General features: G+C 54.2%; 10 protein-coding genes and 1 pseudogene. 2 read left to right on the top strand and 9 right to left on the bottom strand.

What is annotated here, in order from left to right:
- Positions 1–49 precede the first annotated feature (49 nt).
- From JQR90_RS15290 to JQR90_RS15280, 3 genes are all read right to left on the bottom strand, one after another.
- On the bottom strand, positions 50–3,283 hold the full coding sequence (locus tag JQR90_RS15290) for a bifunctional diguanylate cyclase/phosphodiesterase (RefSeq protein WP_073449903.1): 3,234 nt from the start codon (positions 3,281–3,283) through the stop codon (positions 50–52).
- A gap of 149 nt (positions 3,284–3,432) precedes the next feature.
- On the bottom strand, positions 3,433–4,452 hold the full coding sequence (locus JQR90_RS15285; RefSeq protein WP_010795509.1) for a zinc-binding alcohol dehydrogenase family protein: 1,020 nt from the start codon (positions 4,450–4,452) through the stop codon (positions 3,433–3,435).
- A gap of 10 nt (positions 4,453–4,462) precedes the next feature.
- The gene (locus JQR90_RS15280; protein WP_010795508.1) at positions 4,463–4,756 is read right to left on the bottom strand and encodes a putative quinol monooxygenase; all 294 of its coding nucleotides are present in this window, start codon (positions 4,754–4,756) and stop codon (positions 4,463–4,465) included.
- Between the two features lie 93 nt (positions 4,757–4,849).
- Between JQR90_RS15280 and JQR90_RS15275 the strand changes: the two genes are divergently transcribed.
- Positions 4,850–5,770, top strand: coding sequence for a LysR family transcriptional regulator (locus JQR90_RS15275; RefSeq protein ID WP_037029754.1), 921 nt, complete (start codon positions 4,850–4,852; stop codon positions 5,768–5,770).
- A 7-nt stretch (positions 5,771–5,777) separates the two neighbouring features.
- Here JQR90_RS15275 and hisN read toward each other — a convergent pair whose 3' ends face one another.
- Positions 5,778–6,569 carry a histidinol-phosphatase gene (gene hisN, locus JQR90_RS15270; RefSeq protein WP_010795506.1) on the bottom strand — a complete coding sequence of 264 codons (792 nt, stop codon included), beginning with the start codon at positions 6,567–6,569 and terminating at the stop codon, positions 5,778–5,780.
- 70 nt (positions 6,570–6,639) lie between these two features.
- A complete protein-coding gene (locus JQR90_RS15265; protein ID WP_010795505.1) occupies positions 6,640–7,587 on the bottom strand; it encodes an adenosine deaminase in 948 nt (315 codons plus the stop codon).
- A 423-nt stretch (positions 7,588–8,010) separates the two neighbouring features.
- On the opposite strand from JQR90_RS15265, the gene JQR90_RS15260 reads away from it, so the two are divergent.
- Positions 8,011–9,114, top strand: coding sequence for a calcium:proton antiporter (locus tag JQR90_RS15260; RefSeq protein WP_010795504.1), 1,104 nt, complete (start codon positions 8,011–8,013; stop codon positions 9,112–9,114).
- Between the two features lie 381 nt (positions 9,115–9,495).
- Here the strand turns inward: JQR90_RS15260 and JQR90_RS15255 are convergent, their stop codons facing one another.
- From JQR90_RS15255 to JQR90_RS15240, 4 genes and pseudogenes are all read right to left on the bottom strand, one after another.
- A complete protein-coding gene (locus JQR90_RS15255) occupies positions 9,496–10,704 on the bottom strand; it encodes an ammonium transporter (RefSeq protein WP_434140104.1) in 1,209 nt (402 codons plus the stop codon).
- Between the two features lie 261 nt (positions 10,705–10,965).
- Positions 10,966–11,556 carry an IMPACT family protein gene (locus tag JQR90_RS15250; RefSeq protein WP_434140103.1) on the bottom strand — a complete coding sequence of 197 codons (591 nt, stop codon included), beginning with the start codon at positions 11,554–11,556 and terminating at the stop codon, positions 10,966–10,968.
- A pseudogene (locus JQR90_RS15245) lies at positions 11,553–12,083 on the bottom strand (TetR family transcriptional regulator C-terminal domain-containing protein); the annotation flags it as partial. The pseudogene JQR90_RS15245 and the gene JQR90_RS15250, both read right to left, overlap by 4 nt.
- Before the next feature lie 105 nt (positions 12,084–12,188).
- The gene (locus tag JQR90_RS15240; protein ID WP_122041821.1) at positions 12,189–12,986 is read right to left on the bottom strand and encodes an outer membrane protein OmpK; all 798 of its coding nucleotides are present in this window, start codon (positions 12,984–12,986) and stop codon (positions 12,189–12,191) included.
- Between the last annotated feature and the right edge of the window lie 108 nt (positions 12,987–13,094).

Here is a 13,094-nt window from a genome sequence, read left to right as displayed (position 1 = left end):
GTGGGCGCTTAGTGTAGACATTACTTAGGTTACAGAAGCGTGACGTGGGTCAAGTTAGTGACCGGTGGTAATCGTAATACCATTTCTCGAACGCTTCCGGTGGAAGCGGAGGGCTGAACAGATACCCCTGGCATTGCTGACAGCCGAGTTTACGGATCACTTCAAGCTGTTCGTCGGTTTCAACACCTTCTGCCAGAACGTCCAAGTGCAGGCTGTGCCCCAAGGCAATAATGGCGGACGCAATGGCCTGATTGCCATGTTCGCCATTATCGGTACGGATATCGCGCATGAAGCTCTGGTCGATCTTGAGTTTATCCAGTGGGAAACGGCGCAGGTAGGCAAGCGACGAGTAGCCAGTGCCAAAGTCATCGACTGCAATGCGCACCCCAAGCGTTTTTAGAGCCGCAAGGCTGGTCAATGCCATCTCGACATTTTCCATCAGCGTTCCCTCTGTGATTTCCAGCTCCAGCTTATTGGCAGGCAGATGTTGTCTATTCAGGGCTCTGGTAATGCGCTCAGCCAGATCGGCTTGGGCAAACTGCCTTGGAGACAAATTGACCGCGATGATGTCGAGTTCAATACCCTTGTCGAGCCACTCTCGAATTTGGTGGCAGGCTTGCTCTAGAATCCAGAAGCCCAGAGGGACGATCAGCCCGGTTTCCTCGGCCAGAGGAATAAAATCGGCTGGGGAGATCATTCCAAATTCCGGGTCACGCCAGCGCACCAACGCCTCTGCGCCAATGGGTTGGCCCGTTGCGACATCAATCAGGGGTTGGTAATACAAGACAAAATCGCAGCGTTGCAACGCTACGCGCAGGCGCGATTCCAAGCTTAACCGCCGACGAGCCTGCTCTGTCAACGCCTGTGTATAGAAGCGATAGGTGTCGCGGCCCTGGTTCTTAGCCAAGTGCATGGCCGCGTCTGCATTGCGAATCAGCTCGTCGGCAGTGCTACCATCGCTGGGGTAGACACTGATACCCAGGCTCAAGCTAAGAAAGACCTCCTCGCCATCTTCCAGACGTAGCGGGGCTTCTAACAGCTGGCGCAGCGTTTGCGCCAGCGTCGCCACTTCATCGAGCCGTTCGAATTGCTCAAGGATGACCAGAAACTCATCTCCTCCAATGCGGGCCAGCGTATCCTCGGGTCTCAGGCCGGATCTGAGGGTATTGGCTACTGCGTTGATCAAATCATCCCCTGCGGGATGGCCATAACTTTCGTTAACGGTACGAAAATGGTCGAGATCAAGCAGCAGCACGGCCAGTTGACCCTCTCCCTGCAGCCGTTTCAAGGCATGATCCAGTCGGGTCCGGGCGAGCAGGCGGTTGGGCAGATCAGTTAGTGGATCGAAATGGGCCAAATGGGCCAGCCGTGCTTCGCTTTCCTTAAGTTGGCTGGTATCGCTCAGCACCATGACGAACTGACGCTGGTCCCGCTGGCTAATCTGGCTGATGTTGAGCCAGCCGGGGAAGTTCATGCCGTTGGGGCGGCGCCATAAGACCTCGCCTTCCCAGTGGCCTTCCTTCAGTAACGTGCGCCATAGGGTGCGATAGAAGTGATGATCCTGGCGGCCACTGAGCGGCAGCGGCAGTTTCTGACCCTGCAACTCCATGATGGAGCGAGCGCACAAGGCTTGAAAGGTTGGGTTAGCCATGAGGATACGGCGTCGCTGATCAAGCACCACAATACTGTCACGGCTGTTTTCGAAAAGAGCCGCCGCCTGACGCAGCGACTCTTCCTGAATCTTGCGCAGCGTTATATCCTCGATGACCGCAATGAAGTAGTGAGGCTCGCCCTGCGTGCCTCGAATCAGGGTAACGTTCAGATCGACCCAGATGACTTGGCCATCCCGACGCACATAGCGTTTTTCAAGCTCATAGCTATCCATTGTTCCGGCGAGCAGTTCGCGAATCCGCTCGGTACCGGAAGGCAAATCCTCGGAATAGGTAACATCATGAACCGTCAGGTTCCTTAATTCATCGTGCGAATATCCCACCATCTGGCACAGGTATCGATTGGCACGCATCCACTTGTAATCAAGCCCTACCAGAGCGATTCCGATGGCCGCATGTTCGAACGTGGCGCGGAAGCGGTGTTCAATCTCGTCCCGCTCTTGAGTATGACGCTGTTGCCGGATGGCCAGTGCGGCCAGGCGGGTAAATTCGTTGACCAGCGCAATGGTGGCCTGCTCGGGTGAAGTGAGCGTGTGGTAATAGATGCCAAATACCCCAACAGCACTTTCGGTCTCATCACGAATCGGTAAGGACCAGCCGGAGCGGATATCGGCCTGTCGGGCAGCCTCGCGCAAACCTTCCCAGTTCGGGTCGTGCTCGATGTCCTGGCTGATGACCAGTCCGTTACGATAGACCGCTGCGCCACAGGTGCCTGAGTCTGGAGCAATAGGCGAGTCTTCCATTGCATTGATATACGCATCCGGCAGGCTTGGTGCTGCGCTGACGCGGAGTTTGTTTTGAGAATAATCCGCTAGCTGAATGATAACGCGCATTTCAGGGAATATATCCTCCAGACGCTTAGCAATACCCGTGAGGATGCTGCGTTTGGAATGCGCCAGCAGGAGTTCGTCGAGCACGGCATTGCGGGCGCGCTGTAAGGCGTCGGCCTGGAATTGATGATGGATATCAGTGAGGGTTCCTTGAAGACCATTATCGATGACCTTGTGAATCCTGAACGAGACCCAGCGATGCGAGCCATCTGCCTGACACAGGCGCAGCGTGGCAGAGCAGTCTTGTCGCGTACCATCACGAAACTCATTGAGCATCTGGCGGATGGGCTGGCTTTCCTGGCTATGGAAACACTGGAAAACCGAAACGCCTATCGTCTGAGCGATGGGTTTGTTGGTCATCCGCTCCCAGGCAGAGCTGAGAAAGCGCCAATGCCCATCTATATCGACCAGAAAGGCCACAATCGGGAGATGATCAATTATGTCCTGATAATGATGTGTTTCAGCGTGCGTCTGAGCAACAGGCTGGGGCAGGGAGGGATCATCGGCAGCCTGAGCAGTGGTATTTAATGTTTGTTGCAGTTGCTCTACGTACCGCTGTAACTCATCAATCAGCTGTTGGCGCGCGTGCTGTTCTCGACGAACATAGAAGTAGAGCAGGACGGCAATGCCACAGACAAACAGAATGCCTTTGGTCGTTTGCAGGGCGCTAAGCGTACTGGCGTTGAATGACGCATGATCCAGAAGGTAGTCAGTGATCCCTACCCACGCAATCCCGATCAGGGCATACAGACCAGCCAAGCGAAATGGATGAAATGTCCGCATCCGTGTCCCCATCATTCGCACGAAGCGAAAGCTGATATCCACAGTGGACAGGGTAGCGTGTGACGAGGTTCACTGCCATGCCATTGGCCTGACGCTTGATAGCTCTCTGAAAGCAGCCCGGCAGCTTTTCACTACCGAGCTGCTGGCGATCAGAAGCCTTCCAATACGATCTTGCCCTTGGCCTTGCCGCTTTCCAGCAGGGCATGGGCGCGACGCAGGTTCTCGGCGTTGATCTTTCCATAGTGCTCACCGAACGTCGTGCGTAATACACCGCTATCGATCAGCTGAGCCACCTCGTTGAGCAGGTTATGCTGCTCCTGCATGTCCGGCGTCTCGTACAGCGAGCGGGTATACATCAGCTCCCAGTGCAGAGACAGGCTCTTGCGCTTGAGCGGTACGGCGTCCAGCGACTCGGGGTCGTCAATCAGGCCGAGTTTGCCCTGAGGCATCAGAGACTCGATGATCTGCTCATAATGACGATCGGTCTGGGTCAGGCTCGCGACATAGGTAACCTGCGGAATGCCGATGCGTTTGAGCTCTTCGCTGAGCGGTTTGCTGTGATCGATCACATGATGCGCGCCGAGTTCGGTTACCCAGGCCTGCGTTTCAGGACGAGAAGCCGTACCGATGACCGTTAGCCCGGTCAACTGGCGAGCCAGTTGCGTCATGATCGAGCCCACGCCGCCTGCAGCGCCTACGATCAGCAGGGTTTCGCCACGATCGGCCTTGTCACGTGTGACACCCAGGCGGTCAAACAGCAGTTCCCACGCGGTAATGGATGTCAACGGCAATGCAGCCGCCTGAGCAAACGCCAGCGATTCAGGCATGCGGCCTACGATGCGCTCGTCAACCAGCTGAAACTCGCTATTGCTGCCCGGACGTACCAGTGATCCGGCATACCAAACCTTATCGCCCGGCTTGAACAGGGTAACATCGCGGCCTACCGATTTGACGATGCCAGTCGCGTCCCAGCCCAGAATACGCGGTTGCGATTCATCGGCATGGGGTACGTAACCCTGGCGAACCTTGGTGTCTACCGGGTTCACCGAGACAGCTTTGACTTCAACCAGCAGATCACGCGGGCCTGGGGTTGGCTCGGGAAGTTCGATGTCCTGCAGACTATCCGGGTTGTCGACAGGCAGGCACTTGTAATGTGCAACGACTTTCATGCTGTTTTCCTCAGGAAATACGGTACATCTTGGTCACACTGAATTTCTCAGCGGTACGCTCGATAACCGGTAATGCGGCCTGGAAGTGTGGTGTTGCCTCGTGCTGGGCCAGGGACGCTTCGTCACGCCATTGTTCGATCATGTGAAACGTGCGTGGCTGCTCGGCATCACGATGGAAGTCATATTGGATGCAGGCATCTTCTGCGCGGCTCTGCGGCTGCAGGCCACGTAGGGCTTGTTCCAGTTCAGCTTCGGAACCCTCTTTGGCAACCAGGGTAGCAACCAGTGTCAGGGGAGTAGTCATCGTATTTCTCCTGTGAAATGCAGTAATAGTGTTCTCTTTCGTTGGATGATAAAAGCCGTTATAAAGCAAGGCTCTTTCAATAAAATCTTGAAAATGATCCGTCTGGCTGACTTGCAACTGTTTGTTAGGACTGTGGAATGCGCCAGTCTTTCCGCCGCTGCGCGAGAATTAGGTCTATCGGCAGCGGTAGCGAGCGCGGCGCTGAAGCGTCTAGAGGATGCGCTTGATACCAGGCTTCTGGCGCGCTCGACCCGAAGCCTTCGGCTAACCTCTGAAGGGCAGATGTATCTGGAGCACGCCCGACAAGCCTTGCAGAGCCTTGAGGAAGGGCAGCGCCTGCTGGAAAGCGGCAAGGCTGGGATCAGGGGTGTGCTGCATCTGTCGGCACCTTCGGATCTGGGTCGCAATCATCTACTAGAATGGCTGGACGAATTTCAGGCGCTGTATCCTGAGGTAAGCTTTCGATTGCTCCTGTCCGATCACCTGAATGATTTGTTTCGTGAGTCTGTGGACATTGCCATCCGGTATGGCGCACCTGAAGATTCTTCCCTGGTGGCCTTGCCCCTCGCTCCGCTCAATCGACGTGTATTGTGTGCGTCGCCTGCATACTTTCAACGACGAGGCCATCCTCAGCAGCCGGATGAACTGCGTCAGCATAATTGCCTCTGCTATATGCGTGGCTCCAGAGCTCATGATCGATGGGTATTCGATGATGGCAAGCGACAGGTAACGGTCACCGTTCAGGGAGACCGCATAAGTGATGATGCCGATGTCATTCGACGCTGGGCCGTGGCCGGACAGGGGCTTGTTTATAAGTCGTGGCTGGATGTCGCGAGTGATGTCGAAGCGGGGCTACTGGAGCTAGCGTTACCGGAGTGGCATGGCGAAGTAACGCCGCTTAACCTGCTCTGTCCACACCGCGCCCAACTATCGAGCGCCGTGACGCAATTGAGGGATCTGATCCGGCTGCATTGCCAGAAGCTTCTGGAAAAAGCCCCCTGGCAAGGCCGATAGATAGAAATTAGGCGTAGGGAGCAAGCTGCTGAATGAGTTCGGCATGCAGCGTCTTGTCACAACAGGCGATGATTGCACCGCCATTCTGCGCGTCGCCACCATTCCAACTGGTCATGACACCGCCAGCGCCTTCGATGATCGGAATCAGCGCCTGGACATCATAGGGTTGTAGACTCGCCTCGATAATGACATCCACAAAGCCCGACGCCAGCATGCAATAGGCGTAACAGTCACCACCGAAGCGAACCAGCTGGGCCTGTTCGGCAATGCGTTCAAACGCTGCCAGACGCTCTGGTGTATCAAGGATCTGGGGGCTTGTACACATCACACGGGCCTTGGAGAGGCTGGCACAGGCGCGGGTCTTTAGCGGGGCGCCATTGAGCCAGGCGCCTTCTGGTGTGCCGACAAAGCGCTCGCCTGTGAACGGCTGATTCATTATGCCGATGACGGGGCGAGAGCCATCGTTCAGGGCGATCAAGGTACCCCAAAGCGGTAGCCCGGTAATGAAGGCGCGCGTGCCATCGATAGGGTCCAGCACCCAAGTCAGCGAACTGCTTCCGGTAACAGCATCTTCTTCTTCACCCAGAATGTTGTGTTCTGGAAATTCGCTCAGGATCAACTCACGCATGGCGCGCTCGGCGGCCTTGTCGGCCAGCGTGACGGGGTCGAATAGGCGACCGCCTTTGTCATCTACCTGAAGCTGCGAGCGGAAATACGGCTTGATAGCCACGGCGGCGGCATCGGCCAGGCGCTCGGCGAACTGTTGATACTGGGTCGTTTCAGCGGCATTCAAAGGCATTGAAGTTCTCGATGGCGATTACGGATAGCACAATGAAAACCGGCCGCACGAGAGCGACCGGTAGTACCTGTCAGACCAGGCGGGCGTCCAGGCTGTTCTGGGCCAGGCGTTTGGCCTGATCCTGAGTCATGCCCAGGCTTTCGTACAGTGCCATGAAGTTTTCGGTCACGTAGCCGCCGAAATAGGCTGGATCGTCAGAGTTCACGGTCACTTTCAGGCCACGCTCAAGTAGTTTGAGAATGTTGTGCTGGCTCATGTCATCAAACACGCACAGCTTGGTGTTGGACAGCGGGCAGACCGTCAGCGGAATCTGCTGGTCAATCAGGCGGTGCAGCAGGCGCTCATCTTCGGCTGCACGGACGCCATGGTCGATACGGACCACATTCAGCAGATCCAGAGCTTCCCAGATGTACTCGGGCGGGCCTTCCTCGCCAGCATGTGCCACAGCAACAAAGCCTTCGCTGCGCGCGCGGTCGAAAACACGTTTGAACTTGCTTGGCGGATGACCCATCTCAGAGCTGTCCAGGCCAACCGCAATAAAGGCGTCACGGAAGGGAAGCGCCTGATCCAATGTCTTCTGGGCTTCGTCTTCAGACAGGTGACGCAGGAAGCTCAGGATCAAGCCGCTGGTTACACCCAGCTTCTGCTCGCCATCCTTGAGCGCCTGCTGGATACCGCGCAGGACTACTTCGAACGGAATACCACGGTCTGTATGCGTTTGCGGGTCGAAGAACGGCTCGGTATGAATGACGTTTTGTTCCTTGCACTTGAGCAGATAGGTCCACGTCAGGTCGTAAAAGTCTTCTTCAGTGCGCAGAACATTCGCGCCCTGGTAATACAGGTCCAGGAATTCCTGAAGGTTGTTGAAGGAGTAGGCTTTGCGCAGCGCCTCGACATTCTCGAAAGGCAGCTGGATGCCATGGCGCTCAGCCAGCTTGAACATGAGCTCGGGCTCGAGCGTGCCCTCCAGATGAAGATGAAGTTCGGCTTTGGGGAGGGCATTGAGCCAGTCGTACATGGTGGGATTACTCATTAACAGCGATTTGCCCGGAATTATGTCATGCCCACCGGCGCTGCGCAGGTCTTTACTGCCTGAGCGGAGTATTGAAGCAGGCAAAGCGCTATCAATGCCCGTGCAGAGTGTCAGGCCGACGCCTTGCAGTCTGGCAGCCTCCCGGCTTACCTCTGTGTTGTTTATTGTGGAAAGAGGCGAGCAGGAAAAGCGTTCAGATAGAAATCCTCAACTAGCAGCTCGATCTCACCTACAGGTTGCCAGTCGTTTTCTGAAAGAGTCCCTGTGGCACGAGAGCGTTTTAGCGGAGTGCAATGATTTTTTGCAGGCCGATGGCGAAATCACGCGCTGAAACATGTCGTAACCCTATGCCGTCAATTGGCTGGCCTTTCGCCGCATGAGGCGAGTCTTTCAAAGGATACGACTTACATGGTTTCAACATTGAGGGGCGAAGCATTCCTGCTGATCGCCATTGCGGCCGGCGTGCTGGCCTATGTCTTCGAGCATCAATTGGTAGGAAGCGGCCAGACGATTGCCTTGGTCGGGGCGGTGGCCCTGATCGCAGCCATCATCTGCGCTGCCATGCGTGTTGCTCACCATGCAGAGGTGCTTGCTGAAAAAGTGGGTGATCCCTACGGTACGATGATCCTGACGCTTTCGGCGGTGCTGGTAGAAGTGATCATCCTAGCCATTATGATGGGGCACGATCACTCGCCGACCCTGGCGCGAGATACGATCTACGCAGCTGTTATTCTCGATATCAATGGACTGATCGGCTTGGCCGCTCTTCTTGGAGGGCTCAAGCATGGCGAGCAGCGCTACAATGATGATTCCAGCCGTAGTTATGGGGTAATGATCCTGACCGCAGTGAGTATCTCCATGCTGGTGCCGGAATTCATTCCGGTCGAGCGCTGGCATGTCTACTCCGGCTTTACCATTATCGTAATGGTCTTGATGTATGCCCTGTTTCTGCGGATGCAGACTGGTCCCCATAGTTACTTCTTCAGCTACAACTATCCAGAAAAGAAGAAAAAGAAGCCTGCTGGTGACTCAACTGTCGTAGAGCACGAAGCGCCAGCGAATACAGGGTTATCGGTTGGTCTGCTGATTGTAGGCGTGGTAGTGACAGGCGCATTGGCCGAAGTCATGTCAAAATCACTGGACGCTGGTCTTGAAGGGCTGCCGGTTCCGCCTATGGTGTCTGCCTTGGTGGTTGCCGTTATCTCGGCCAGTCCAGAGATTCTTACTGCCTTGCGTGCAGCTATGGCCAACCGCATGCAGTCTGTTATCAACATCGCGTTGGGAGCATCGCTTTCCACCGTTATTCTAACGGTGCCGGTTGTTGAGGCCATTGCACTTTATACTGGGCAGCCTATGCAAATGGCTATGACCCCAGTGCAGACGGTCATGATGGGTGTCACCCTCATCATTGCTGCCATCAATCTCAATGACGGTGAGACCAATGCAATTGAAGGCATGACTCACTTTGTACTGTTCCTGACCTTTATTATGCTGACAATCATCGGTCTCTGATCCTGAGGGCGGGCTTGGTAATGCTTGCCCGCTCCATGCATCGTTCAGAAAGTGGCAACTTGAAAATTCAATGCACCTTATTTTCGGCCTGCCATATTCTTGGTAACAATTGGGATTACTAGACTCCTAATAAACGGCTAGGCAAGGGAAGGCCTGTAGGCCATTAGCAGTAGGGTAGGGCTGAAAATCTATAAGGGAGCAAGATAAAGGAGCAATCCGTCATGGAGTGATCAAAAAGTGATCAATTTTCCCTAGGCCGCGCAACGTATGCGTTTGGCACATGTATCCTTGGCTTATCCACAGCCCCATCCACGTTAAGTGTGAGCAAGTCGAGCCTCTCAACGCGCCTGCTAATCCTATACACGCTTTGAAATCAAGCACTTATTCTGGATTGGTAGCAGAAATCCTGTGGATGGATAAGTCCGCTCCGTAATACTCTTCCTCTTGCGTCAGACGCAGACCAAGCACTTTTTTGATGACGCCATAAACGATTAGTCCGCCTGCCAGTGCAATCGCTACGCCCATACATGTGCCAATCAGCTGGCTTACAAGGCTTACGCCTCCACGGCCTTCCAGCACGGGTTGCCCGAAGATGCCACATGCGATACCACCCCAGACGCCGCATAGGCCGTGCAAAGGCCAGACGCCCAGAACGTCATCGATTTTCCATTTCACCTGGGTGGCAGTGAATGCCCATACGAAGAGCCCTCCAGCAACTAGGCCTGTTGCCAATGCACCAATAGGATGCATTAAATCCGAACCGGCACAAACCGCGACCAGTCCAGCCAGTGGGCCGTTATGTAGAAAGCCCGGATCGTTTCGGCCAAAAATAAGCGACGCCACGACACCGCCTACCATGGCCATCAACGAATTTACGGCAACCAGACCGCTCACGCCGTCCAGTGTCTGAGCGCTCATGACATTAAAGCCAAACCAGCCAATAATCAAAATCCATGAGCCAAGTGCGAGGAAAGGAATATTGGAGGGAGGGAACGCCACCAGCCGCCCATCGCGATAACGACCGTTACGGCGGCCGAGTAACAGGACGGCTCCCAATGCAAGCCAACCCCCAACGGCGTGCACCACAACCGATCCGGCAAAGTCATGAAACTTCGCGCCAAAAGAGGCTTCAAGCCACGCTTGTACGCCGTGGTTGTTATTCCAGACGATTCCCTCAAAAAACGGATAGATAAAAGCCACGATTAGAGCCGTTGCGCAGAGCTGTGGTGCAAACCGTGCCCGCTCAGCAATACCGCCAGAAATAATCGCCGGAATAGCGGCTGCAAATGTCAGCAGAAAGAAAAACTTCACCAAGGCGTAGCCGTTATCGGCCATTAGCGTTTCAGCCGGGCCAAAGAAGTTGACGCCATAGGCAATCCAATACCCGATAAAAAAATAAGCCAGGGTAGAAATGGCGAAGTCGGCCAGTATTTTTGATAGCGCATTGACCTGGTTTTTCTGGCGAACCGTGCCTACTTCCAAAAAGGCAAAACCAGCATGCATGGCCAAAACCATGACAGCGCCTACCAGAATGAATAATGTGTTGGATCCGTGGATCAGAATGCTTACGGCGCTTTGCAGTTCGTTCATGATTGGCAGTTACACAAGAATGAATAACGGCACCAAAAGCAGTCAGTATTCAAGGTCGGCGCACTGAAATGGCGCATTTTGCCTGACGTGATTTACATGCTTTGATGTTAGGTGCAGATGTTAAATGGCAGAGAAGACGAGCCCGCAAGCCTCAATTGCACGCTTGCAGAGCAGGGTCTCTCTCCTGCGCACCATAAAGCAGCAATTCTTGTGCCGTTCGAAGCGGTGAAGAGCGAAGCTATACGCTTCGCTTGGGTAGTCTTATTCCTGGATGCGGTGCAACGCTATGCGGCCCCGGCTAACATCTGCCAGAAAGCGCTCTAGAGGAGAAAGACGCTCTTCCGGCAAAGCCAGGCGAATATCGACACCCGAGGCACCGAATGCTTTGTCGTCTAGAAGAGCATCAAACTCATGTAGTCTGGATTCGAGCAGGGGAAGCTCAGAATAAGTGCAGTGGCAGGCCACCAGAACTCGAGGTACCAACTCCACAAGCTCAGCCTGTTGAAGGCATTTGGCAGCACAGCCTCCATATGCACGCACCAATCCACCTGTCCCCAGCTTTATGCCACCGAACCAGCGTGTTACCACTACAACCACACGGTCACAGTTCTGCCCTTCGATGGCCGTTAGGATGGGGCGGCCGGCAGTCCCGCCAGGCTCGCCGTCATCGTTGAAGCGATATTGTTGGCCAAGCTTCCAGGCCCAACAATTGTGAGTAGCGCCAGGGTCGCTGACCCGGTCAATAAAAGTCTGCGCATCGGCAGCACTTGAAATAGGTGCAGCAAAAGCCTGAAAGCGACTCTTGCGCATCTCTTCCTGAAAGACCGCTTCAACTAATAGTGTTTCGCTCATATGCGAGCCGGCAGCTGAAGGCTACAGCCCTTGAATATGATATGAGTCAACGTATGGGGCGCTGCCTCGAAATCCTGGTCAGTCAATTGGTTGCGTCCTGTCACATGGCAGAGTCGGCTGGAAAAGTCAGCATAGTGCTAAGTGCTGCCTCGTAACACGAAAATAAGATGTACAGGGTCAACGGGATCCATTTTGCCGTGTTTGATCCATGCTTCAAAGACAGCTGCCCGCTGCCTAAACCAGTTCCGGTAGTCCTGATCGAAATATTCATACAGGCAAGTACCGTCACCAACAATTTCCATGGCAAAAATACACGAGGCTAGAAGATACCGCCGAGAAAGCGTCGTTTTGGCTTGAATGTAGCGAGCCAATGCTTCGGCAGGATGCTCTTCAAACGCAAGCGTGTTAAATGTACTGCCAGAGCTCAAGGATATTGGCCAGCAGAGCCATATGAAGCCTAACGTGTTATTGAAACAGTAATGTACGTTGGCCTTGGGCAAGCTGACCCGCTGGGCAATGGTATTCATGAAGCCAGTTAGGGCCTCAGGAGTGCCGCGTTTTGAGAACGGCGCTTGATAAAATGAGTAGCATAAGCAGGCGCAGCGCATCAAATAGGCGCTGCGCCTAAGCTTTTAGAAATGATATTTGGCTATTACGCTAAAAGTATTCTGGTCCGTGCGAAAAGCTTGGCTGTCTTTGATGCCGTATTTGTCAGACCAGTAATCGTACTCCACCCCTACATACATATGCTTGGCTTCGTAGCCCATCGCCTTGCCAAGGTCATATTTGATCTGTGGGTTGAAGTGGAAATTGGCGTGATAGCTGCGACTAGGAGTTTTGTTATCGTTTCTATTATTAACGACCCAGTCGATATAGCCGTCAAACAGGATATCTGAAGTCCCCGCCGGCAAAGTAATGGACCATGCGGGCGTAACCTGCCAGGCGCCTGAGCGAACCCGGCTACCTTCAGGCTTGCGATAGTAGAAGTTCAGAGTAAAGAAATTGAAGCCGGGCACCTTCAGATCGAAACCAGGGCCGATCAGGTAGCTATCGACATCACCTTCACCAAACTCATAGGTAGTGGCCAGCAGCACATCAGTGATCGGGCCAAGCTCTAATTTGGTACCCGTCAGCTTACCCAGCGAGAAGCGAGGGCTGAATTCGCCATAGTAACTGTGATGGCCATTGGCGTTGGAGCGCCCGACACCGTTGTACCAACTGTTATCGACAAAAAACCAGATATCGCCCCATGACCAGTCACTGGCATGTTCAAAGGTGATCGTTTGCTGGGTATCAGGATCAACCTTGTAATTTTGCCCGTATAGGTAGGTAAGGCTATTGTCCTGCCAATGTAACATGCCATCAGCCATAGCATTTCCTGTTAACAACAGGCCGCTGGCTAATACAACGGAAGAAAGGGCGCGGCTCATTGTCTGCTCCTAGAGAAAAGTCGTTTTTAGTAATAAACGCTCCAAACCTGTTCGCTCGGTCAGGCTTTTCCCCGTTTAGCAAGAACAGAGCCAAGGTTTGGGCGGCGG

Origin of the sequence: Pseudomonas sp. JZ114 (assembly GCF_051027705.1) — a bacterium.
GTDB classification, from domain to species: Bacteria; Pseudomonadota; Gammaproteobacteria; order Pseudomonadales; family Pseudomonadaceae; genus Chryseomonas; species Chryseomonas luteola.
Note: the sequence above shows the minus strand (reverse complement) of the source record. Positions and strands in the feature narration are given on the sequence as shown.

Coding starts and splice junctions, on each gene's coding strand:
- hisN (WP_010795506.1), bottom strand. CDS start 6,569: ATGCCTTTGAATGCCGCTGAAACGACCCAGTATCAACAGTTCGCCGAG.
- JQR90_RS15250 (WP_434140103.1), bottom strand. CDS start 11,556: ATGAGCGAAACACTATTAGTTGAAGCGGTCTTTCAGGAAGAGATGCGC.
- JQR90_RS15285 (WP_010795509.1), bottom strand. CDS start 4,452: ATGAAAGTCGTTGCACATTACAAGTGCCTGCCTGTCGACAACCCGGAT.
- JQR90_RS15280 (WP_010795508.1), bottom strand. CDS start 4,756: ATGACTACTCCCCTGACACTGGTTGCTACCCTGGTTGCCAAAGAGGGT.
- JQR90_RS15265 (WP_010795505.1), bottom strand. CDS start 7,587: ATGTACGACTGGCTCAATGCCCTCCCCAAAGCCGAACTTCATCTTCAT.
- JQR90_RS15260 (WP_010795504.1), top strand. CDS start 8,011: ATGGTTTCAACATTGAGGGGCGAAGCATTCCTGCTGATCGCCATTGCG.
- JQR90_RS15290 (WP_073449903.1), bottom strand. CDS start 3,283: ATGCGGACATTTCATCCATTTCGCTTGGCTGGTCTGTATGCCCTGATC.
- JQR90_RS15275 (WP_037029754.1), top strand. CDS start 4,850: ATGATCCGTCTGGCTGACTTGCAACTGTTTGTTAGGACTGTGGAATGC.
- JQR90_RS15255 (WP_434140104.1), bottom strand. CDS start 10,704: ATGAACGAACTGCAAAGCGCCGTAAGCATTCTGATCCACGGATCCAAC.
- JQR90_RS15240 (WP_122041821.1), bottom strand. CDS start 12,986: ATGAGCCGCGCCCTTTCTTCCGTTGTATTAGCCAGCGGCCTGTTGTTA.